The organism is Caballeronia zhejiangensis (assembly GCF_022879815.1).
Lineage (GTDB): Bacteria > Pseudomonadota > Gammaproteobacteria > Burkholderiales > Burkholderiaceae > Caballeronia > Caballeronia zhejiangensis.
In genome coordinates this window covers 959,095-980,395 of sequence record NZ_CP084285.1, presented here as the reverse complement: position 1 = coordinate 980,395, position 21,301 = coordinate 959,095, and the positions used below count along the sequence as shown (strand labels likewise).

The 21,301-nt window shown below is 62.6% G+C and carries 19 protein-coding genes; 7 read left to right on the top strand and 12 right to left on the bottom strand.

Features of this window, described 5'->3' with window-relative positions; translation table 11 throughout:
* Positions 1-341 precede the first annotated feature (341 nt).
* The gene (locus tag LDZ23_RS25635) at positions 342-647 is read left to right on the top strand and encodes a high-potential iron-sulfur protein (protein ID WP_034471001.1); all 306 of its coding nucleotides are present in this window, start codon (positions 342-344) and stop codon (positions 645-647) included.
* A gap of 7 nt (positions 648-654) precedes the next feature.
* Here LDZ23_RS25635 and LDZ23_RS25630 read toward each other — a convergent pair whose 3' ends face one another.
* Positions 655-1,140, bottom strand: a complete 486-nt coding sequence (locus tag LDZ23_RS25630) for a DUF4019 domain-containing protein (RefSeq protein WP_008347679.1) — start codon at positions 1,138-1,140, stop codon at positions 655-657.
* 173 nt (positions 1,141-1,313) lie between these two features.
* On the opposite strand from LDZ23_RS25630, the gene LDZ23_RS25625 reads away from it, so the two are divergent.
* Positions 1,314-2,186: an endonuclease/exonuclease/phosphatase family protein gene (locus LDZ23_RS25625; RefSeq protein WP_008347677.1), complete on the top strand. Its 873-nt coding sequence runs from the start codon at positions 1,314-1,316 to the stop codon at positions 2,184-2,186.
* On the opposite strand, the gene LDZ23_RS25620 is transcribed toward LDZ23_RS25625, so the two are convergent.
* The 3 genes from LDZ23_RS25620 to LDZ23_RS25610 all read right to left on the bottom strand — a co-directional run bounded on the left by LDZ23_RS25620 (position 2,183) and on the right by LDZ23_RS25610 (position 5,445).
* Complete coding sequence (locus LDZ23_RS25620; protein WP_008347675.1) at positions 2,183-3,250, bottom strand: M14 family metallopeptidase; 1,068 nt, start codon at positions 3,248-3,250, stop codon at positions 2,183-2,185. The genes LDZ23_RS25625 and LDZ23_RS25620 overlap by 4 nt on opposite strands.
* Before the next feature lie 9 nt (positions 3,251-3,259).
* Positions 3,260-4,453, bottom strand: a complete 1,194-nt coding sequence (locus LDZ23_RS25615) for a M20 aminoacylase family protein (protein ID WP_008347674.1) — start codon at positions 4,451-4,453, stop codon at positions 3,260-3,262.
* Positions 4,454-4,548: 95 nt separating this feature from the next.
* The gene (locus LDZ23_RS25610; RefSeq protein ID WP_008347672.1) at positions 4,549-5,445 is read right to left on the bottom strand and encodes a LysR substrate-binding domain-containing protein; all 897 of its coding nucleotides are present in this window, start codon (positions 5,443-5,445) and stop codon (positions 4,549-4,551) included.
* Positions 5,446-5,625: 180 nt separating this feature from the next.
* Between LDZ23_RS25610 and LDZ23_RS25605 the strand changes: the two genes are divergently transcribed.
* From LDZ23_RS25605 to LDZ23_RS25585, 5 genes are all read left to right on the top strand, one after another.
* Complete coding sequence (locus LDZ23_RS25605) at positions 5,626-6,942, top strand: MFS transporter (RefSeq protein WP_008347670.1); 1,317 nt, start codon at positions 5,626-5,628, stop codon at positions 6,940-6,942.
* 555 nt (positions 6,943-7,497) lie between these two features.
* Entirely contained in the window at positions 7,498-8,058 is a 561-nt protein-coding gene (locus LDZ23_RS25600) for a (2Fe-2S)-binding protein (RefSeq protein ID WP_033536177.1), read from the top strand.
* Positions 8,059-8,068: 10 nt separating this feature from the next.
* Positions 8,069-9,076 (top strand): FAD binding domain-containing protein, encoded by a 1,008-nt coding sequence (locus LDZ23_RS25595; protein ID WP_008347665.1) that lies wholly within the window; start codon positions 8,069-8,071, stop codon positions 9,074-9,076.
* Between the two features lie 10 nt (positions 9,077-9,086).
* The gene (locus tag LDZ23_RS25590) at positions 9,087-11,318 is read left to right on the top strand and encodes a xanthine dehydrogenase family protein molybdopterin-binding subunit (protein ID WP_008347664.1); all 2,232 of its coding nucleotides are present in this window, start codon (positions 9,087-9,089) and stop codon (positions 11,316-11,318) included.
* Positions 11,319-11,567: 249 nt separating this feature from the next.
* Complete coding sequence (locus LDZ23_RS25585; RefSeq protein WP_244808259.1) at positions 11,568-13,745, top strand: malate synthase G; 2,178 nt, start codon at positions 11,568-11,570, stop codon at positions 13,743-13,745.
* Positions 13,746-13,787: 42 nt separating this feature from the next.
* On the opposite strand, the gene LDZ23_RS25580 is transcribed toward LDZ23_RS25585, so the two are convergent.
* The 8 genes from LDZ23_RS25580 to LDZ23_RS25545 all read right to left on the bottom strand — a co-directional run bounded on the left by LDZ23_RS25580 (position 13,788) and on the right by LDZ23_RS25545 (position 21,292).
* Positions 13,788-13,973: a 4-oxalocrotonate tautomerase gene (locus LDZ23_RS25580; RefSeq protein WP_008347661.1), complete on the bottom strand. Its 186-nt coding sequence runs from the start codon at positions 13,971-13,973 to the stop codon at positions 13,788-13,790.
* Positions 13,974-14,000: 27 nt separating this feature from the next.
* Positions 14,001-14,777, bottom strand: a complete 777-nt coding sequence (locus tag LDZ23_RS25575; protein WP_008347659.1) for a class II aldolase/adducin family protein — start codon at positions 14,775-14,777, stop codon at positions 14,001-14,003.
* Positions 14,755-15,666 carry an urea transporter gene (locus LDZ23_RS25570; protein ID WP_033536176.1) on the bottom strand — a complete coding sequence of 304 codons (912 nt, stop codon included), beginning with the start codon at positions 15,664-15,666 and terminating at the stop codon, positions 14,755-14,757. Before LDZ23_RS25570 ends, LDZ23_RS25575 begins: the two co-directional genes overlap by 23 nt.
* Before the next feature lie 132 nt (positions 15,667-15,798).
* The gene (locus LDZ23_RS25565) at positions 15,799-16,005 is read right to left on the bottom strand and encodes a hypothetical protein (protein ID WP_008347655.1); all 207 of its coding nucleotides are present in this window, start codon (positions 16,003-16,005) and stop codon (positions 15,799-15,801) included.
* Positions 16,006-16,117: 112 nt separating this feature from the next.
* Positions 16,118-17,257, bottom strand: coding sequence for a 4-hydroxybutyrate dehydrogenase (locus tag LDZ23_RS25560; protein ID WP_008347652.1), 1,140 nt, complete (start codon positions 17,255-17,257; stop codon positions 16,118-16,120).
* A gap of 91 nt (positions 17,258-17,348) precedes the next feature.
* Positions 17,349-18,296, bottom strand: coding sequence for a GNAT family N-acetyltransferase (locus tag LDZ23_RS25555; RefSeq protein WP_008347650.1), 948 nt, complete (start codon positions 18,294-18,296; stop codon positions 17,349-17,351).
* Between the two features lie 750 nt (positions 18,297-19,046).
* Entirely contained in the window at positions 19,047-19,907 is an 861-nt protein-coding gene (locus tag LDZ23_RS25550; protein ID WP_244808258.1) for a formyl transferase, read from the bottom strand.
* A gap of 38 nt (positions 19,908-19,945) precedes the next feature.
* Positions 19,946-21,292: a lysine N(6)-hydroxylase/L-ornithine N(5)-oxygenase family protein gene (locus LDZ23_RS25545; protein ID WP_008347646.1), complete on the bottom strand. Its 1,347-nt coding sequence runs from the start codon at positions 21,290-21,292 to the stop codon at positions 19,946-19,948.
* Between the last annotated feature and the right edge of the window lie 9 nt (positions 21,293-21,301).

The following is a 21,301-nucleotide window of genomic DNA, read 5'->3' as shown; positions in this document are numbered from 1 at the left end:
TTCAAGCTGCGGCGCGCGAGGACGCTCATGAAAAGCGTGCCGCACACAAGCGCTGCCATATAAACGCCGGCCATCATCCAGTCGAGTTCACTCACGGTTGTTCTCCTTCGAATTGATCCGCGGCCGGGGCGCCGCAGGGGTGATCCACACGATTGCAACTACGTTCTGGCTGATTTACGGCACGCGCCCGCAAAGGTTTAGCGCGATGCAATGAACGACGTTGGCGGCGCGATGACCGAGGAAACCGACCGCTCGTTCGATTCGCCAACGTGGGCGTATCGTTCGACTAGCGCCCGAGAGCGCGCGACGACATCCCACATACGAACAACCGGTCCACGACAATGAACACGTCCCGCCGCAACTTCATGGTTGTCAGCATCGGCGCGGGCACGGCGCTATGGCTCTCGCGAGCACGCGCCGATGCGCCGCACTTAAGCGAATCCGATCCGGCGGCGGTCGCCGTCGGCTATAAGGAGAACGCCGCGAAAGTGGACAAAGCGAAGTACCCGAACTTCGCGGCCGATCAAACCTGCGCGAACTGCTCGCTGTATCAGGGCAAAGCGAGCGATGCCTGGGGCGGTTGCACGCTCTTCGGCGACAAGCTGGTAGCCGGAAAAGGATGGTGCTCGTCGTGGACGAACATGTGACGCGGCTTCAGCGCACCGAATAGCCGACGAAACGCCAGACCTTGTCCGAGTCGAGAATGAAGGTCACCATTTCTCGCGACGACTGACTCGCCTGGCCGAACTGAGTGTCGAAGAGAATGTTGATGTACGCGCCCGCGGGCATGTTGCCCGTGCCGTCATAACGGTAGTGCTTGACGCCCATCGGCATGCGCAGTCCCGGCGCGCCGAGCGGCGAACGGTCGCGCGCGACCTTCTTCATGAAGTCGTCGCGGGAAATGATCTGCTTTGCGATGGGCGAGGCTTGGTCCCACACGTCGCCCGCCCGGTTTTGATCGATCAACGCGATGATCTGCGACGCAACCTGCGCGATGTCCTGATCCTGTTTGTCGAGCGCGGCCTGCTGCTCCTTCGTGAGCGAACGAGTCGCCGAAGATTGAGTTTCCTGAGCGTGGCACGTAATGCTGCTCGATATCAGCAGGAACGCAGCCAGCGAAAAACGGATGCTTGCTTTCATGATTCGGACGACGTGAGGTTCTTTGGCGCCGATTGTATCGCCGCCCACGCTGCCTACGGTAAGAAATACTTATTTTCAGAATTTGGCGGTTCCGGCGTCCGTTGCCGGGCAAGCACACGCCTTGCTGCCGGAATAGCGAACGTCAATATCCGACGCTACCGTCGAGGTTCACCATGCGACTCGTCGACTGGAACATCCAATGGGGACGCGGCGTGGATGGCCGCGTCGATCTCGCGCGCATCGTCGCCGAGGCGAAAGCCCTGCACGACTTCGACGTCCTCTGTCTGCAGGAAGTGACGCGCGGCTTTCACGAAAGCGAGCAGGCCGGCGGACTCAAAGGCGGCCCCGGCGCCGACCAGTTCGCCGAGCTCGAAGCGCTGATTCCCGGCGCGACGGTCATCGACGGAATCGGCTCCGATCTTCCGCCAGTCGGTGCGGGCATCGCGCGCCGTCAGTTCGGCAACGCGATCGTGAGCCGTCTGCCGGTGCGCCAGGTGTTGCGCCATTCGCTGCCGTGGCCTGCCGATCCCGCGAAGCCGTCGATGCTTCGCGTCGCGCTCGAAGCCGTCATCGAGACCGACGTCGGACCGTTGCGCATCGTCAGCACGCATCTCGAGTTCTATTCGGAGAAGCAACGTCTCGCGCAAGTCGCGCGTCTGCGCGAGCTTCACGCCGAAGCGTGCGCGCACGAGCGTCAGCCCGCGAAGGCCGAGAGTCAGGCGAGCCCGTTCGCCGATACCGCGCGGCCCGCGTCCGCGATCGTCTGCGGCGACTTCAACAGCGCGTTCGATGGATCGGCGTATCGCGCGATGCTCGAACCGATTGCCGATGCGCCCGCGTTCGTCGATGCATGGACTTGCGCGCATCCGAACGAGCCGCGCGCGGCCACCGTCGGCCTGTACGATCGCGACCAGTGGCCCGATGGCCCGTTCGCATGCGACTTCATCTTCGTGAGCGAAGACCTGAAGGCGCGCATCGCCGGATGCGAAGCGGATCAGTCGAGCCGTTCATCGGATCATCAGCCGATGTGGCTCGAACTGCATTAAGCGCCCTCTTCGCGCGACAACCCGTATAGCGCCTGCAACACGGCAGCGCGCGCCTGACCCGCGATCATGCCGCGCCAGATATCGTCGTCGATGTAGAAGGCCGCGCGAATCTGGCGGCGAATGCCGGCTTTCAATGCGTCGGGCGCATCGGGATGATGACGCACCCAGACGTCCGCGCGCAGCATGTCGAGCATGTCGGTGAGCGGCACCGTTCCGTACTCGATCGCGATCGATGCGATCGCCGCATGGGCGCACGTCTGCCGCAACGTATCGAGCAACGGACCGGCTACATCGGCCGCGATCGACGTACCATCCGACGGACTCGTCACGTCCGCGCCCCACCAGCGCCGCGCACGCGCGACATCGCCGACGCATATCTTCGCGCCGAAGCCGCTCGGCCCGAGTCCCGTATGAAAATCGATCCAGCCGATCGCCGTGCACGTCTCGCCGTATTCCGCGAGCAGATTGCGCATGGTGCGCGTGCTCCACGCCGTTTCCGCGCCGCCATAGAACATGCCTTGCGCATGCGTGTACTGACCGGTTGTGACCGCTTGCTGATAAGCCCACTGTCCATGCCTGCCGATATACGCGCGAATCGCCGCGATATTCGCTTCGTCGGGCGGCCAGCTCGTCGGAATCAGCAAGTCGTGCAGTTCCGCGTAGCCGGGATTCTGCGGCAACGGCGCATCGAAATTCACGCTGTTGCGATTCAGATCGACATTGCCCTCCGTCGTGCGGCTCAGATAGGAAAAGCCATACGGATTGATCGCATGAACGAGCAGCATTGCGACGTCGAGCTTGTCCATCAACGCCGGCAATACTTCGTCGCGCATCAACGCGATCTGCGCGCCCGAGCCGCAAAAGCCTTCGACGCCGTGCGTGCCGGACGTGAGCACGAGCAGGCGCTTTGCATCTTTGGGACCGATGCGAACGACATCGGTTGCGAGCGTCTCGCCTTCCAGACCATCGAAGCCTTCGAGCACGCGCGTATCGACAGCGAGTTTTCGCGCGGCGGCGGTATCGAGAAATCTCTGGCGCGCTTCGCGATACGTCGATGAAAACATGTCGCCTCCTCAGACGCGTGCGAGAAACTTCTCGACGAGCCGCACCCAATACGTCGAGCCTAGCGTGAGTACATCGTCGTTGAAATCGTAGCTGCTGTTATGCAGCATGCAGGGTCCGATTCCGTGACCGTGATCGCGATGCGCGCCCAGTCCATTGCCGATATACGCATAGCAACCGGGACGCTCCATCAGCATGTACGAGAAGTCCTCCGCGCCCATCGTCGGATCGACGTTCGTGTTCACTTTGTCCGCGCCGGCGACATCGCGCATCACGCCGAGTGCGAAGTCCGTTTCCGCTTGCGTGTTCACCGTCGGCGGATAGTTGCGTACGAAACTGACTTCGGCCTTGCAGCGATACGCGGCCGCCGTCGCCGCGACGATCTCCTTCATGCGCGTCTCGATGAGATCGAGCACGTCGACGGAAAACGTGCGAACGGTCCCCGCGAGCGTCGCGGTCGTCGGGATCGCGTTGACCGCGTGGCCTGCCTGCATGCGCGTGATCGAGAGCACGGCGGCGTCGATCGGCCGCTTGTTGCGCGTCACGATGCTCTGCAGGCCCGTGCCGATCTGCAGCGCGGTGAACACGGGATCGACGCCATCGTGCGGAATCGCCGCATGCGCGCCCACGCCTTCGATACGAATCTCGAACTCGTTGCTCGATGCCTGCGTCGCGCCGACGCGCGCACCGAATCCGCCCGCCGGCATGCCCGGCCAGTTGTGCAGCGCGAACACGGCATCGACCGGAAAGCGCTCGAACAAGCCATCTTCGATCATCGCTTTCGCGCCGCCGCCGCCTTCTTCGGCAGGCTGAAAGATGAAGACGACGGTGCCGTCGAAGTCGCGATGCTTCGCGAGATATTGCGCCGCGCCGAGCAGCATCGCGGTGTGTCCGTCGTGACCGCACGCATGCATCTTGTTCTCGTGGCGCGATGCGTGCGCGAACGTGTTCAGCTCGGGAATGGGCAACGCGTCCATGTCGGCGCGCAGGCCGATCGCACGTTTGCTCGCGCCTTTCCTCAACACGCCGACGACGCCCGTCTTGCCGAGTCCGCACGTCACTTCGATATCCCAGCTTTCGAGCTTCCGAGCGACGAGTTCCGCCGTGCGCGCTTCTTCATAGCAGAGTTCGGGATGCGCGTGGATATCGCGGCGAATGGCCTGAATCTCGTCGCGCGACTGCGCGATCTCGGGAATGATCGACATGCTTTCCTCTTGCGTTGTTGAGTGACCGAAGCATTGTCGATGGCCGCAATTCACAGGGAAAGCTGATATTCCTTGTCCGTGACTTAAGGAAAGCTTTAGCTTTCACTCGGCTCGATCGCGCCGTGCGAACGCATCCGTATGCGTTCCTGCACGATGCTCATCACCGCGTGACGATCGTGGATCTTGCGCTCCAGCATGCCGACGACACGGCGCGGCGTGTTCTTCGCAAGCGATATCACGCGCAATGCGGGATCGCTCGCCCACGAGCCGTATTCGAGCAACGGCACGACCGAGACGCCCGCATCCTGCCGCACGAGCTCGACGATCACTTCGAGGGAATTGAGTTCGAGGAACTCGTTCACCGCGAGGCGATTGTGCTTCAACGCGCGATCGATCAGCGCGCCGGTGCGCTGCGCGCGATCGAAGCGCAGAAACGGACGGCTCGCCAGCATCTCGGCGGCATTCGCGGCCACGGCGCCCGGCGAACCGATCGCGACGAGCGGTTCCGAATAGAGCGGCGTCCAGTTGAGGCTCGCCGGCGTCTTGCCCGCCATCTCGACGATCACCGCCGCATCGATCTCGCCCGCCTCGACTTGCGGCGCGAGCGCGAGCGCCTTGCCGGTGAAGAGCCGCACATCGAGCCGTGGATACTGACCTTTCAATTCGGTGACGACGGATGCGAGCGCGCCCATCGCCGAATCGACCGCGCCGATGGAAACCGATCCGGCGATTTCATCATCGAGACCGGTGAGACGCATGCTGTCGTACAGCGCGACGATGCGCTCCGCTTGCGGCAACACCTGCTTGCCGATGCTCGTCAGCCGGTTCGTGCGCCCGACGCGATCGAACAGCGGCCGCTTCAGATCGTCTTCGAGCGACTGCATCTGCATGCTGACGGCGGCCTGCGTGAGCGCGACTTTTTCCGCGGCGGCGGCGAAAGAACCGTAACGCGCGACAGCGATAAACGTGCGCAAAAAGCGGATATTGCTCATCGTGCGTGAGGGTTATCCCGGATCGTTCGATCAGGTTTGCTTGTGTGTCAGTTCAGAAATTCTATATTTTCTTATTTCAACTCGGCGTAATGTTTGCGTGTTGCAGCGGCTCGCTCCGCTCGAAGCGAGTCATCCGAGAAGCGGATGTCGTCAACGAGAAAACCTCATGGAGTACATTCGATGAGCACCGTACTACCTGCAGCGCACGCGGCCGAACAAAACGCCGCATCGAATCTTTCGGGCCGACGAGCGATCGTCGTATCGACCATCGGCAACGCGCTCGAATGGTTCGACTTCATGGTTTACGGCTTCTTCGCCGTCATCATCGCCAAGCTGTACTTTCCCGCAACGAATCCCACTATTTCACTGCTCGCGACTTGGGCGACTTTCGGCGTCGGCTTTCTGACGCGTCCGCTCGGCGGCATCGTCTTGGGCGCGGTCGCGGATCGCGTCGGACGCAAATCAGCGCTCACGCTCACGATTTCGCTGATGGCGGTCGGCATCGCGATCATCGCGTTCGCGCCGACTTATGCGGCAATCGGCATCGCCGCGCCCTTGCTGATGCTGCTCGGCCGCCTGATTCAGGGCTTCTCCGCAGGCGGCGAAGTCGGCTGCGCGACGGCGTTTCTCGTCGAATACGCGCCCGCCAACAAGCGCGGTTATTTCGGCAGCTTCCAGATGGTCGCGCAGGCCGCCGCGAGTCTCGCCGGCTCGTTTTTCGGCGCCGTGCTCACGCGCACGCTGAGTCCCGAACATCTGAATAGCTGGGGCTGGCGCATTCCGTTCGTGATCGGTCTTCTGATCGTGCCCGTCGGCCTGTATCTGCGCTCGAAGCTCGATGAATCGCCGGTCTTCGTCGAGAAGGCGCAAAAGAACGAACTGAGCACACGCCCGATCCGCGATACCGCCACGAAACACTGGATGTCCGTGCTCGCTGGCTTCGGCCTGACGGTGTTCGGCACCATCGGCACGTACATCTTCCTGCTGTATCTGCCGACGCACGCCACGCGCGTGCTGCACATGGCGCTCACCGACGGCCTCATCAGCTCGACGATCGGCGCGCTCGTCTATCTCGTCTGCTGTCCGATATTCGGCCGGCTCTCGGACCGTATCGGCCGCAAGAAGCTGATGGCGACCGCGCTCACGCTGTCGCTCGTCACCGCATATCCGATCTTCGCCGTGCTCACCGCGCATCCGAGCCTGCCGATGCTGATCGTGTGTCAGGCGCTTTTGATGACTTATCTCGGCATCTTTCAGGGCTGCTATCCCGCGTTCATCTCCGAGTTGCTTCCTTCGAGCGTGCGTTCGACCGGCATCTCGGTGAGCTACAACGTCGCGGTGATGATCTTCGGCGGCTTCGCGCCCGCGATCGTGCAATGGCTCACGATGACCACGGGCGATCCGCTGTCGATCTGCTACTACGTGATCTTCGGCAGCGCGGTCGCGCTCGTGACGATCTTCCCGCTGCGCGACCGATACAGCGAGGCGCTGCGGTAAGTTCGCTGCATCCCGTTCCCAAAGGAAGGAGAATGGACGGCCCGCATGGAAGTCGCGCACGCTTAAGTCTGATTTAAGGAAGCGCGCTTAATCTGAAGTCTGACCGACCCACCCTCCTTCCGGCCGCGCAAGCGGCCATTTTTTTTGGAGCGACGCGATGCAGATGATTCTCCGCATGATCGTGATCCTCGTCGTGCTCGTTCTCTTCACGACGGTCGGCGTGTCCATCCTTTCCGTTTTCGCGCGCGGCCTGATTTCGCACTGAAGGCTTTCATCGGCTGCGGGCATGCTTCGTGCCCCTTCAGAATCTCGCGGCCCGCGCGGGCTTTCGACCGAGAAAGTTTCGCGGCGGATGCCTATACTGGCTGAGTGTCGTCTTTCGCCGCATTGCCGGCGCACGAAAGTCCTGCGCCGCCGCGCAGACCCTTTTCGCCGCCGTTCCTCCGCGCCACCGGCGCGCGACACGCTTCGCCGCATCTTCGCCTCTCTCATGTTCCGCCGCTTCATCGCCGCATTCGTGCAGCAGCTTGCTGCGCAATTCCAGGAGATTGCCCGATGCCACAACGTCCCATCCCCCAATCGAAAACCACGCACGCCGATACACCGAACAAGACGCTTCAAGCCGCACCCGCAGGCGACTCGACCGTCAGCTTCACCATGACCGTCAACGGCCGCAGCGAAACGCTTTCCCTCGACCCCCGCACCACGCTTTTAGATGCATTGCGCGAGCATCTTCATTTGACCGGCACGAAGAAAGGCTGCGATCACGGCCAATGCGGCGCATGCACCGTTCATGTGAACGGACGCCGCGTGAACTCGTGTCTGTGCTTCGCCGCCGCGTGCGAGGGCGACACCGTCACGACCATCGAAGGCATCGGCGAAATCGAGGCACTGCATCCGTTGCAGGCCGCGTTCGTCGAATGCGACGGCTATCAGTGCGGCTACTGCACGGCCGGCCAGTTGATGTCGGCGGTCGCGCTGCTCGATGAACCGATCGGCCCGAGCGACGACGACGTGCGCGAAGCGATGAGCGGCAACCTGTGCCGCTGCGGCGCGTATCAGAACATCGTCAGCGCGATCCAGTCGGTGCGCGCGAACAAGCCGTCGTCGAAATAAGGAGAGCGACATGGATATGTTCCAGCTCTCTCGCGCGCGCGACATGCGCGACGCGATCAATGCGGGCGCGCTCGCGCATACCGCGCAGCAAGGCGCCGAAGTGCGCTTTCTCGCGGGCGGCACGACGCTGCTCGATCTCATGAAGCTCAACGTCGAGCGGCCGATGCGCGTCGTCGATATCAGCCGTTTGCCGCTCGACAAGATCGAGGAAACGAAGGACGGCGGCGTGCGTATCGGCGCGACTTCGCGCAACTCCGATCTCGCGCATCATCCGCTGATCCGCGATCGTTATGCGGTGCTGTCGCAAGCGGTGCTCGCGGGCGCGTCGGTGCAGTTGCGCAACATGGCGACGACGGGCGGCAACATCCTGCAGCGCACGCGTTGCGTGTACTTCCGCGATACGACCTCGCCGTGCAACAAGCGCGAGCCCGGCAGCGGCTGCTCCGCGATTCAGGGCTTCAATCGCATGATGGCGATCATGGGCACGAGCGAATCGTGCATCGCGAGCAATCCGTCGGACATGTGCGTCGCGTTGCAGGCGCTCGAAGCGACGATCCACGTCGAAGGCACGGGCGGCAAGCGCGCGATCCCCATCGACGAGTTCTTCCTGTTGCCGGGCACGACGCCCGATCGCGAGAACGTGCTCGATGCCGGCGATCTCGTCACGCATGTCACGTTGCCGCCGCCGGTCGACGGCGCGCGCTCGGCTTATCTGAAGCTGCGCGATCGCGCATCGTACGAGTTCGCGCTGGCGTCGGCGGGTGTCGTGATCGGCGTGAAGGACGGGCGCATCGAGCATGCGCGCGTCGCGCTCGGCGGCGTCGGCACGAAGCCGTGGCGCTCGCGTGAAGCGGAGAAGGAGCTGATGAACGCGACGCCCGATGAAGCCACGTTCAAACGCGCTGCCGATGCTGCGCTCGCCGATGCGAAGCCGCAAAGCGAGAACGGCTTCAAGGTCGAGTTGTCCAAGCGCTGCATCGTTCATACGCTCAAGCTCGTTACCACGCAAACTTCCTGAGGATCGCGACATGTCCACGGCGCCCGATATCAAACCGTCCGCATTCATCGGACGGCCTCAGTCGCGCATCGACGGACCGCTGAAGGTTTGCGGCCGCGCGACCTATACGACCGACGTCGATCTGCCCGGCATGCTCCATGCCGTGCCGGTCGGCAGCACCATCGCGAGCGGCAGGATCACGTCGCTCGAGTTCGCCGCCGCGCAAGCGATGCCCGGCGTGAAGCTGATTCTTCATCGCGGCAATATCGGCCGCTTCTATCGCATCGCCGGCAACTCGATCGATACCGGCTACGTCGATGAAAACCGTCCGCCTTTCGAAGACGACATCATTCGCTATTACGGGCAGTATGTCGCGCTCGTCGTTGCGGAGACGTTCGAAGCGGCGAGCGCCGCGGCTGCCGCGGTCAAGGTCAGTTACGACAAGACGCCGCACGATGTGAGCGCAAAGCTCGATGCCGGCGACAAGCTCGACACGCACAGCGAACGCGGCGATCCCGACAAGGCGTTCGACGATGCGCCCGTGAAGATCGATGAAACGTACGTGACGCCCGTCGAAACGCATAATCCGATCGAGCTGCACGCGACCATCGCGCACTGGAACGGCGAGAGCTACACCTTCTACGAAACGAGCCAGGCGGTCGCGAATCATCAGGGCACGCTGATGCAGATGATGGGCCTGCCGAAAGAGAAAGTGCGCGTGATTTCGCGCTATCTCGGCTCGGGCTTCGGCGGCAAGCTGTGGATGTGGCCGCATTCGCTGCTCGCCGCGGCCGCGACGCGCCAACTGGAGCGCCCGGTCAAGCTCGTGCTCTCGCGCAAGATGATGTTCCAGAACGTCGGGCACAGGCCGACCACGCAGCAGCGCGTGCGGCTCGCGGCGACGCAGGACGGCAAGCTCGTGTCGCTACGGCATGACTTCGTGAATCACGCGGCCATCGCCGACGATTACACGGAAGATTGCGGCGAAGCGACGCCTTCGATGTACAGCACGCCCAATCTGCGCGTGACGGGCGGCACGGTGAAACGCAATGTCGGCTCGCCGACGTCGATGCGCGGACCCGGCGCGGTGCCCGGCCTCTTCGCGCTCGAATCGGCGATGGACGAGCTGGCCATTGCGTTGAAGATGGATCCGGTCGAACTGCGCCTGCGCAACGAGCCCGAAGTGGATGAAAGCAGCGGCTTGCCGTTTTCGTCGCGGCATTTCGTCGAATGCCTGAAGACCGGTGCGGAGAAATTCGGCTGGTCGAAGCGCACGCCGGACGTAGGCTCGATGAAGCGCGACGGCCTCACGCTCGGCTGGGGCGTGGGCGCGTGCAGTTGGCCGGGGCTGCGCTTCTCGGCGGACGCGACGGTCGATCTTCGTGCGGACGGCACCGCGCGCGTCGCGTGCGGCACGCAGGATATCGGCACGGGCACGTACACGATCCTCGCGCAGATCGTCGCGGAACATACGGGCATCCCGCTCGACAAGATCGAAGTCGGCCTCGGCGATACGGCGCTGCCGCTCGGTCCTGTTTCGGGCGGATCGGCGGCGACGGCATCGGTGATTCCGGCGGTATCGGATGCGGTGCGCGAGGCGATCAAGACGCTGCTGGCGCGCGCCGCGAAGATCGAGGGATCGCCATTCGCGGGCGCGAAGGCCGACGAGCTTGCGATGAGCAACGGACATGTGCATCGCAAGAACGAAGCGCCGGAAAGCGGCGTGCCGTTCGCGCGCATTCTCGACGCGGCGAAACTGCATGCGGCATCGGGCAGCGGCAGCGCGAAAGGCGGCTTCGACGATCCGCTCAAGAAGGACTGGTCGATCCATTCGTATGGCGCGCATTTCGCCGAGGTGACATGGGAGCCGGCGACCGCGCGCCTGCGCGTGAGCCGCGTCGTGACCGTGATCGATGCGGGCAAGATCCTGAATCCGCGCGCGGGGCGTAATCAGATCGAAGGCGCGGTCGTGATGGGCGTCGGCATGGCGCTTTTCGAGCACACGGTATACGACGAGCGAAGCGGCGCGCCGGTGAACAGCAGCCTCGCGGATTACGTCGTCGCGACCAATGCCGACACGCCGAAGATGGACGTCACGTTTCTCGATTATCCCGATACGGTCTTCAACGAACTGGGCGCGCGCGGCATCGCGGAGATCGGGCTGGCGGGCATCGCGGCGGCGATTACGGGTGCCGTGTATCACGCGACGGGCGTGCGTGTGCGAAAGCTGCCGGTGATGATCGAGGATTTGTTGAAGGCGTAGCGTCGGTCTCGTCGCGCTGTTCGAGCGGCCCGGTTTTTCGCGCGGTTTGTTTGCGCGAGGCCGGGCCGATGCACTGAGAACGCTATCCGTCGACGGCTACCCCGCCCTCACGGGACGCTAAACGGGCGGCCCGTCCAGGCACGCGCATTGCACCTCCCCCACGCTTCGCCCCTCCCCCAAGACGCGCTACCATAGGCACCAGCCCATTCCCCAAACCCCTGTGTAGCAGCCATCTCAGCCGGAGTGCCCATGAACGACATGATCAAACAACACGGCCTGCAGGTCGACGCGAATCTCGCGAAGTTCGTCGACGAAGAAGCCATCCCCGGCACGGGCGTCGATAGCGCGTCCTTCTGGAAGGGATTCGATGCCATCGTTCACGATCTCGCGCCGAAGAACCGCGCACTGCTCGCCGAACGCGACCGCCTCCAGACCGAGCTCGACAACTGGCATCGCAGCACCCCCGGCCCCGTGCGCGATCTACGCGCCTATCGCAAGTTTCTCGAAGAGATCGGCTATATCGTGCCCGCGCCCGCGCATGTGAAGGCCAGCACCGCCAATGTCGATCGCGAAATCGCCGAGCAGGCCGGCCCGCAACTCGTCGTGCCGCTCTCGAATCTGCGCTATGCGCTCAACGCGGCCAACGCGCGTTGGGGCAGCCTCTACGATGCGCTCTACGGCACCGATGCCATCGACGAAAACGACGGCGCCGAGCGCACGGCGCAGTTCAATCCGAAGCGCGGCGCGAAAGTGATCGCCTATGCGCGCGCGTTCCTCGACGACAACGCCCCGCTCGATCACGGCTCGCACGCCGACGCGACCAAATACAGCGTCGAGCAAGGCAAGCTCGTCGTCACGCTGAAGGACGGCGGCAAGACCGGCCTTGCGAACGCCGAGCAGTTCGCGGGCTTTCAGGGCGACGCGAAAGAGCCGTCCGCGATTCTGCTCAAGCACAACGACCTGCACTTCGAGATTCAGATCGACGCGGACAACTTCATCGGCAAGACCGATGCGGCGCACGTGAAGGACGTGCTGATGGAAGCGGCCGTGAGCACGATCATCGATTGCGAAGATTCGGTCGCGGCCGTCGATGCCGCCGACAAGACGCAGCTCTATCGCAACTGGCTCGGCCTGATGCAAGGCAATCTCGCCGAGCAGGTCACGAAGAACGGCAAGACCTTCACGCGCGCGATGAACCCGGACCGCGAGTACGCCGCGCCGAACGGCGGAACCGTCAAGCTGCACGGACGTTCGCTGCTGTTCGTGCGCAACGTCGGCCATCTGATGACGAATCCCGCGGTGCTCGACCGAGATGGCAACGAGATTCCCGAAGGCATCCTCGATGCGGTGATGACCGTGCTCGGCTCGATGCACGATCTCAAGAACAAGATGAACTCGCGCACGGGGTCGATCTATATCGTGAAGCCGAAGATGCACGGCCCCGCCGAAGTGGCGTTCGCGGACGAGCTCTTCACGCGCGTCGAAGACCTGCTCGGCCTGCCGCGTCACACGATCAAGATGGGCATCATGGACGAAGAGCGACGCACGAGCGTGAACCTCAAGGCGTGTATCGCGGCGGCGGGCGCGCGCGTCGCATTCATCAATACGGGCTTCCTCGACCGCACCGGCGACGAAATGCATTCGTCGATGGAAGCCGGCCCGATGATGCGCAAGGGCGACATGAAGTCCTCTAAGTGGATTGCCGCGTACGAACGCAGCAATGTGCTCGTCGGCCTGAACACCGGCTTGCGCGGTCGCGCGCAGATCGGCAAGGGCATGTGGGCGATGCCCGATCTGATGCACGCGATGCTCGAACAGAAGATCGCGCATCCGAAGGCAGGCGCCAACACCGCATGGGTGCCCTCGCCCACCGCGGCCACGCTACACGCGCTGCACTATCACATGGTCGACGTGCAACAGGTTCAGCAGGAACTCGAAAGCGTCGACTACGAAAGTCAGAAGAACGAGTTGCTCGATGGCTTGCTGACGATTCCCGTCGTCGACAAGCCGTCATGGTCGGAAGACGACATCAGGAACGAAATCGAAAACAACGCGCAGGGCATTCTGGGTTATGTGGTGCGCTGGGTCGATCAGGGCGTCGGTTGCTCGAAGGTGCCGGACATTCACGATGTCGGCCTGATGGAAGACCGCGCGACGCTGCGCATTTCGAGCCAGCATATCGCGAACTGGCTGCGTCACGGCATCGTCACGGAAGAGCAGGTTCGCGCGACGCTCGAACGCATGGCCGCCGTCGTCGACAAGCAGAATGAAGCCGATCCGTACTATCGCCCGATGTCGCCCGCGTTCGACAGTTCGTTCGCATTCAAGGCCGCGTGCGCGCTCGTCTTCGAAGGACGCACGCAACCGAGCGGCTATACGGAACCGCTGCTGCACAAGTTCCGTCTCGCCGCGAAGGAATCGATGTAACGGTCAAAGCGCGCGCACGAATCGGCGTGCGCGCGCTGTCTTTCACTGCTCCGACCAGAGTTTGCCCGCGGTCGCCCAGTTCTCGCGTTTCACGTCCGTCAGAATGATGTCCACCGAGCCCGGCTCGCAGCCGAGCGTTTCGCACGTCGTGCGCGTGATCGCTTCGACGAACTTGCGCTTCTCTTCCACCGTGCGGCCTTCGAACAGTTGAATGTTGAATGTCGGCATTGCGTTGATCTCCTTTTGAAAGCGGTATTAGTCGCGATACGACGCGTCGATGCGATCGAGCTTGCGCAATAGCGCCGGCCATTCGAGCGCGCCTTCGACGGCGTCATCGTCATGCAGTTGCGCCGCGGTGCGCGTGACGACTTCCGGCGTCGGCACGATCATCTTGCCCACGCCCGCAAGCGCGCGAAGCTGAATATCGCATGCCTTGACGAGCATATCCATCAGCACATAAGCCTCGGCGATCGTGCGCCCGAGCGTGACCGGTCCATGATTGCGCAGCAACATCGCACGATGCGCGCCGAGACTGTTTACGAGCCGCTCGCCTTCCGCGGGCGAGAACGCGAGCCCTTCGTAATCGTGATACGCGAGATGCCCATGAAAGCGCATCGCGTGTTGCGATGCGGGCAGCAGGCCGTGCGGTTGCGTCGATACCGCGATCGCCTCGCGCACGTGAAGATGCATCACGCACACGGCGTCCTCCCGCGCGGCATGGACGGCGCCGTGCAGCGCGAAGCCCGTCGCGTTCACCGGATGCGCGCTCTCGCCGATCACGTTGCCGTCGATATCGATCTTCACGAGATTGCTCGCCGTGACTTCATCGAACGAAAGCCCGAACGGATTGATGAGAAAGCGCCCCGGCTCGCCCGGCACGCTCGCGGAAATGTGCGTGTAGACGATATCGTCCCAGCCGTTGAGCGCGACCAGCCGATACGCTGCCGCGAGATCGACGCGCGTGGCCTGTTCGGCTGCCGATCGCGGCCCGCTTTCCGCGATTCTGCGCTCAGGCGTGTGGGTGAACGACATGCGAGTCTCCTTGTTTGGATGATCCGGACAGACGCCGCTCGAGCAGAATCACCGCCCAGGACGCAAGCACGAACGGCGCGGTCAACGCAGCGATGCCGATGCAATCGATCACGCGCTCGATCAGCACCGCCGCGACGATCGCGACGAGCGCATAACGCGTGCCGAGCTTCGCGGCCGCGAGTGCCGCAAGCGCCGCATTGAAGCCGCACGCGCCCGAGAGCACGACGGCATCGCTTGCACCGCCGAGTGCGTGCAACATGGCGCCGAGCGCACTGCCCGCGAGCGCCCAGCCCGCCTGCGCGGGCCGCGACGCGAACAATCCCGCCGCGATCAGCGCGCCGGCGAGCGCGCCGGTCGCGAAGGTGATCGGCGCGAGACCCGCGAACGCGGCCTGAAGCATTGGAATGAAACCGGCGGCGACTTGGGGAATCGCGCCCGTGTCGCCGCGCTCGGTCAAAAGCGGCAGCCAGCACCACGTCACGATGATGGCGGGGCTGGAGAAGATCGGCAACCGGTAGCGCGAGAGCACGCGCGAAAGCACGTTGGCGAGGAAAGTGGCGAACATCGCCGCGACGATCGCGACGGCCGCGGCGCGCGATGCATCGTCGAGAAACGTGAATGCGGCGAGCGCCGCGAGCGCGCCGTTGAAACCGTAGAGATCGTCGCGGAACGCGGGTGCGTCGTCGTTTTCGACGATCACGCTGATGACATTGCCCGTCAGCGTGCCGATCAGAAGGCCGCACGCGAGGCGCGGACTCGCGCTCAGCACCGCGAGGAACAGCAGCGCGCCGGTCGCGGCGTTGCGCTGAAGGACGATCTGTCCTATCGCGCGAGCGAAGCTGCGGAGTTGATCGCCGAAGGCGGCGTTCGATTGGAGAGCGGTGGACATGCTGGACGGCGACGGCATGGAAAGCCGCCAGCATAAAGCAGCCGGCGCGCGCCGTGCGGCGGCGGGCCGAATAACCTGTATGTGGCTTGACGCAGAAGGCGCGACGAGTGTCGCGCCGGGTAAAACCGAAACTTAGTTGAACGCCATCGGGACGAGCGGCGTCGAATCGCCTACACCCGGGTTCGCCAAAGACAGATCGGCGCTGATCTTCACGATCTCCGTGACGTTTTCGCGGAAATTCGGATGTTTTTCCCAGGTGATGTAGCTGGCGTCCATGACAGCGGAAAGCGTAAGCAAGGCGAAAGCGATTTTTTCGAGCACTTCGTAGCGGCGGCGCATGATTTGTTCCTCAAACTTTGCGACATTGTAACAGACTTAAGGGTTTTCCCCTATCTCACTGTTGCAATGCCGCAAATCACACGCCGTTACTGTCGTTGCGCTCCGGCCCTTTTCACATCGACGTTTCGAGCATCGCCTCATAATCCGCGCTCGACGCCTCGCGCGGATTCGTCTTATGACTGTGATCCTTGAGCGCGCCCGCGATGATGCGCGGAAACATCTCGCGCGTCACGCCGAGTTCAGCGAGGCCGCGTGGCAGGCCGAGCGTCGCGGTCATCGAGCGCAGCGCACCGCCGACTTCATCGCCGGACTTCAGGCCCATTGCCTGCGCGATGCGGTCGAGCTTGCCTTCTTCGCGCATCGTCGGCGCGCTGCTGTTGAACGCGATCACCGCCGGCAAAAAGATTGCGTTGAGCGTGCCGTGATGCAGTTTCGGATTGATGCCGCCGAGCGAGTGGCTCAGGCTATGCACGCAACCGAGGCCCTTCTGGAACGCGAGCGCGCCCTGCATCGATGCGCTCATCATGTTCCAGCGCGCGGTGCGATCGGAGCCGTCCCGCGTCGCGCGCTCGATGTGCCGCCACGCGCGCCACAATCCGTCGAGCGCGATGCCATCGGCGGGTGCGTTGAACGCGGGCGCCATGAACGTTTCGAGGCAATGCGCGATGGCATCCATGCCGGTCGCGGCGGTAAGCATCGGCGGCAGGCCGAGCGTCAGTTCCGGATCGCAGATCGCGACCTTCGGCACGACGTGCGGCGAGATCACGCCGACCTTGCGGCCATCGTCGAGAATCAGGATCGCGCCGCGGCCCACTTCGCTGCCGGTGCCCGCGGTCGTCGGAATGGCGATGACGGGCGCGGTCTTCGCCGTGATGCGCGCGAGGCCGCCTTCGATGACCGCGAAGCCTTGTAGCGGACCGTCGTGCGTCGCGCACACGGCCACGCCCTTCGCGAGATCGATCGATGAACCGCCGCCCGCCGCGATCACGCCGTCGCATTGATTCTCCTTGTACATCGCGACGGCTTCGCGCACGGCGGCTTCGTTCGGATTGGGCGGCGTCGAATCGAACACGGGTACGGCCGACGATGAACCGAGCGCGCCGAGCACCTTGTCGAGCAGGCCGGCCGCGCGGATGCCGGCATCGGTCACGATCAGCGGACGATGAATGCCGATGCGTTCGCACTCGCCCGCAAGCAGGCGCACCGCGCCGAAATCGAATTGAATCTGCGTGATGTAGTTGATGAGGGGCATGGGTGTCTGAGGGAAAGTTAGGGTCGGAGGCAGCGCGGTGACGTCAGTATAAGAGCGCGCTGTTACCGGTACAACTTTCCCTCGACGCCGGTCAAAAGCGAAAATCGTCGAAGAACTTTTCGCGTTCCATCACGGTGAGCGCGGCGCGCTTGTGCGGAAAGTCGAATTCCTTCAGCGTATAAAAGCCCATGCGATGCATGTAAGCGATATGTCGCACATGATCGACGCGCGGTTCGCCAACGAGGCGTTCCGTGCGCGGATCGTCGATGAACATGTAGTGCAGTACGCCGCTCCACCATGCCTTGAGCTTGCCTGCGCTCTGGAATTGCGCATCGCCGATCAGCAGATGCAGCCCGCGATCGAAGTCGCCTGCATCATAGAACGGGCCCAGGCGATCTTCTTTCGCCCAATAGAACTCGAAGTAGCCGAAGGGCTTGTCGTCGAAATAGCCGATCATCGGATGCATGTGCGGATCTTCGCGGCGTTCCGCGAGATAAGCGGCGTGTTCGGCGCGCGTGCCGCGCTGATCCCAGAAGTATGCGACGCGATCGAGATTCATCCATTCGCTGAAGACTTCGGAATCGGCGTCGGGGTCAGCTGTGCGCAGGCTGAAGGTCATGTCGATCTGCGGGAAGTGACGTTCGTAGATCGTGCCTTCGGCGTTCGTTGGTCTTTGCGGATGTGTGACGCCGTTGGTTTGCGTATAGCGCAGCAGCGTGTCGCTCGATGCGGGCGCCTTGAGCCATGGGCGCGCGATTTGCCAGAACGTTTTGCGTGATGTCGTCAGGAGAAGGTGATCTTCGTGCTGCTGTGCGATGTCGATCAGGTTCTCATTTCGCGCTTGCGAGATGAAGGTTCTTGTGCGGTGGGCTTCGTTGGAAGCGTGTGGAAGTGCGATCGTTGCCGTGCGGCGCTCAGGGTCGTTGCAGTAGATTTCGCATAGGGCCGTCAGTAACGCGTCGGTGTGACACGCTGTCAGCGTGCGGTCAGGCGATTGTTCGACAGTCGCCGCTACTTCGGGATCGAAACGTATGTTCATCGGTGAGTCTCCGGATTTGCTTCAAGTATTCGGCTTTCGCTTCTGGTTTCGCTTCTGGCTTCGCTTCTGCTTTCGTGGAATCCTGTAATCGCGTCGGTCTATTAGCACTGCCCCTGTGCGGGGCGGCAGTCACTTTCTTTGCTGCTGCAAAGAAAGTAACCAAAGAAAGCAGCTTCCGATACGCCCGCGGTCACACGCAATTTGGGTAGTCCTCTCGTCCATCGTGGGCTGCCTAACGAGTGCCCTCATAGGCCCAACCGGGCTTGGATCGCGCACGGTCCGTCTCATCGCACCACACACCAAACTGGTTCAGCACCAAATAGCTCCAGCCCGCTTCGCGGCCGACCGGTCAATCGGGACCGCGTGTGCTTCCCTACTAACGCCTCGATCTCGCCGCCTTCGCCGCCCGTTGGTTTCCCTTGCATACCCGGCGGCAGCGCGTAGCGCTGTGCCGAAGCTCTTTCGTGCTGAACCAGTGTCCTCAGCGTTTTCGGGCGGCGGACCGTGCGCGAGCCAAGCCCGATTGGTCCTTTGAGGGCACTCTTTAGGTGAGTGCCATCGAGGACGAGAGAACTACCCAAATTGCGTGTGACCGCGGGCTTGAAAAGCTGCTTTCTTTGCTTACTTTCTTTGCAGCAGCAAAGAAAGTGAGTGCCGCCCCGCACAGGGGCAACGCTAATAGACCGACACGAATACGGGATCCGGCGACTACAGCAAAGAAAGTAGGTGCCGCCCCGCAAAGGGGCAACGCTAACAAACCGACACGTAATCGGGATCCGGCGCCAACACCCCGGCCATGGCAAGCAGCCCGCCGTCCAAAGCAGGAAACAGACTCCGCTGAAAATTATTCCAGCGCAGTTCGAGAATGGAATCTAAAGGATCGATGCTAGTGCCAAGCACATCAAAGATGACTTCACCAGAATCGATCCCGTTATCGACGTAATGAAACGAAGCGCCTGTCCGGTCGATCACCGGCGCCGGTTCAACGCGCATCGCGTTCCAATCGACTACGCGCTCGCCACGCGCCCCATGCAAGGCATCGAGCGTCGCATAAGCCCCCCGCCGTTCAAACGGCGAACCAAGCCGCGTAATCCCAGGATGAATATTCGCAATACGCCGGCAAAATTCCGCACCGGGCCGAACGAGTTCATCGAGAATCACGAGCACCCCGTCGAGCACGACGAAGTCCGCATCGAGCGCACGCAGCTTCTCCAGCAAACGCTTCTCGAACGCGCTCTTCTGCGCCGCCCGCTCGCTCACCGCATCCAAAGCCAACCGCCGATAAGAAGAAGGAATCGCATGAAGAAGACTCGTCACCGGCACGCCCCGCACCGCGAGCTCCGGCGGATGAATCCACTGCCCTCCCGGCGCATAACGAAAACCATATCCAGCCAGTTTTTCGCGATCCCGCGGCGAGCCTTCGTCATCGTCGTAGATCACGCCTTCGAGCGAATAGAGATCGCCCAACGGCGATCCATTGAGTTGCTCGACGAGATACTCCAGCGGCGACTTCATATACCGCGTGCCGCCCTTGTATTCGATATGCTGTCCCGCGCGATCCGCCGCCGCGTTGCGCAAGGACATGATGTAGACCAGTTTTAGCTTCGTCATTGATTGCCGCTCGTTTCAAACATCGCCAGTAATAGTTTTCAAAGCGCCACGGCCATGCGGCTGCCGCTCGTCTCCGCCGCTTGCTTCACGGCGTGTTCCTGTCCGGCATCGGCAAGCGATGCCGCGATCTCATCCGAGCGCACGGCCAACACCGAAAGCAAGGTATCGGAAAGACCGTGGCTGTCTTCGCAGCAGCCTTGCAAATAGATGCGCGGCCTGAAGTTCGAAGGCGTGACAAGCCGATAATCGCGGCCCACATTGCGCTGCGCGAGCGCGTCGCCCAGATGCGGCGCAAGGCCGTCGAGCAGCGCGAGATGCGTGTCGCGCCGATAACCCGTCGCGAGCACGAGCGCATCGAAGCGCTCGGCGCGCGCGTGACCTGTCAGCACGTCGCGCATCGTCAACTCGATCTCGCCATTCGCGCGACGCGCCGCATTTTCGATGAGCGTATTCGCCAGCAAACGATGTCGCGCTTCATCGGAAACCTTCTGCAAATAGAGCATTTCGTAGATCTGCTCGATCAACGGACGATCGACGACCGCGTAATTCGTATCGCGGAAACGCTCGATCAGCGAGCGCCGCCCATCTTCCGATTGCGCAAAGACGATATCGGTGAACTCCGGACTGAAGATCTCGTTGACGAAGGGCGTATCGTCGGCCGGTTTGAGCGCGCTCGCGCGAATCACGAGCGTCGCATCGACATGCGGAAAACGCCGCGTGAGATCGGCGAAAACTTCGGCCGCGCTCTGCCCCGCACCGATGATCGCGATGCGCTTCTTGCCGTTGCGACCATCGCCCGCGACGCGCTCGATCGAACTCAGATACGCCGACGAATGAATCACGTTATGCGGTCCGAGCGATGCGAACGGCTCAGGCACACGCGCCGCGCCGCCGACGCCGACCGACAAAGCCTTCGTCACGCGACGCCATTCGCGCCCATCCGCTTCCTGCGATACGACGCGCAGCGCGCTCACATCGCCATTCGCTTCGAGCACGGGTTCGATCGCCGTCACGCTCTGCCCGTAATGCACGCGATCATCAAAGGCTTGCGCGACCCAGCTCAGATAGTCGTGAAACTCGACGCGCGTCGGATAGAAGTTCTTCAGGTTCACGAATTCGTTCAGACGCCCGCGCTCGAACAGATAGTTGATGAACGTAAAGCGGCTCGTCGGATCGCGCTGCGTGACGAGATCCTTCAGGAAGGAAATCTGCATACGGCAATCGTCGAGCAGCATGTCGCGATGCCAGCCGAATTCCGCTTGCCGTTCGATATAGCAATGCGTCATGTTCGACGCGCCGCGCTCTTCGGCAAGACGCACGGCAAGCGACAGGTTCGACGGCCCAAAGCCCACGCCGATCAGATCGAATACGGTTTCTTTTTTCATTTCCCTGTG

Bases quoted from the DNA above. Each gene is read 5' to 3' on its own strand.
- LDZ23_RS25635 (WP_034471001.1), top strand. From the start codon at position 342: ATGAACACGTCCCGCCGCAACTTCATGGTTGTCAGCATCGGCGCGGGC.
- LDZ23_RS25630 (WP_008347679.1), bottom strand. From the start codon at position 1,140: ATGAAAGCAAGCATCCGTTTTTCGCTGGCTGCGTTCCTGCTGATATCG.
- LDZ23_RS25625 (WP_008347677.1), top strand. From the start codon at position 1,314: ATGCGACTCGTCGACTGGAACATCCAATGGGGACGCGGCGTGGATGGC.
- LDZ23_RS25620 (WP_008347675.1), bottom strand. From the start codon at position 3,250: ATGTTTTCATCGACGTATCGCGAAGCGCGCCAGAGATTTCTCGATACC.
- LDZ23_RS25615 (WP_008347674.1), bottom strand. From the start codon at position 4,453: ATGTCGATCATTCCCGAGATCGCGCAGTCGCGCGACGAGATTCAGGCC.
- LDZ23_RS25610 (WP_008347672.1), bottom strand. From the start codon at position 5,445: ATGAGCAATATCCGCTTTTTGCGCACGTTTATCGCTGTCGCGCGTTAC.
- LDZ23_RS25605 (WP_008347670.1), top strand. From the start codon at position 5,626: ATGAGCACCGTACTACCTGCAGCGCACGCGGCCGAACAAAACGCCGCA.
- LDZ23_RS25600 (WP_033536177.1), top strand. From the start codon at position 7,498: ATGCCACAACGTCCCATCCCCCAATCGAAAACCACGCACGCCGATACA.
- LDZ23_RS25595 (WP_008347665.1), top strand. From the start codon at position 8,069: ATGGATATGTTCCAGCTCTCTCGCGCGCGCGACATGCGCGACGCGATC.
- LDZ23_RS25590 (WP_008347664.1), top strand. From the start codon at position 9,087: ATGTCCACGGCGCCCGATATCAAACCGTCCGCATTCATCGGACGGCCT.
- LDZ23_RS25585 (WP_244808259.1), top strand. From the start codon at position 11,568: ATGAACGACATGATCAAACAACACGGCCTGCAGGTCGACGCGAATCTC.
- LDZ23_RS25580 (WP_008347661.1), bottom strand. From the start codon at position 13,973: ATGCCGACATTCAACATTCAACTGTTCGAAGGCCGCACGGTGGAAGAG.
- LDZ23_RS25575 (WP_008347659.1), bottom strand. From the start codon at position 14,777: ATGTCGTTCACCCACACGCCTGAGCGCAGAATCGCGGAAAGCGGGCCG.
- LDZ23_RS25570 (WP_033536176.1), bottom strand. From the start codon at position 15,666: ATGTCCACCGCTCTCCAATCGAACGCCGCCTTCGGCGATCAACTCCGC.
- LDZ23_RS25565 (WP_008347655.1), bottom strand. From the start codon at position 16,005: ATGCGCCGCCGCTACGAAGTGCTCGAAAAAATCGCTTTCGCCTTGCTT.
- LDZ23_RS25560 (WP_008347652.1), bottom strand. From the start codon at position 17,257: ATGCCCCTCATCAACTACATCACGCAGATTCAATTCGATTTCGGCGCG.
- LDZ23_RS25555 (WP_008347650.1), bottom strand. From the start codon at position 18,296: ATGAACATACGTTTCGATCCCGAAGTAGCGGCGACTGTCGAACAATCG.
- LDZ23_RS25550 (WP_244808258.1), bottom strand. From the start codon at position 19,907: ATGACGAAGCTAAAACTGGTCTACATCATGTCCTTGCGCAACGCGGCG.
- LDZ23_RS25545 (WP_008347646.1), bottom strand. From the start codon at position 21,292: ATGAAAAAAGAAACCGTATTCGATCTGATCGGCGTGGGCTTTGGGCCG.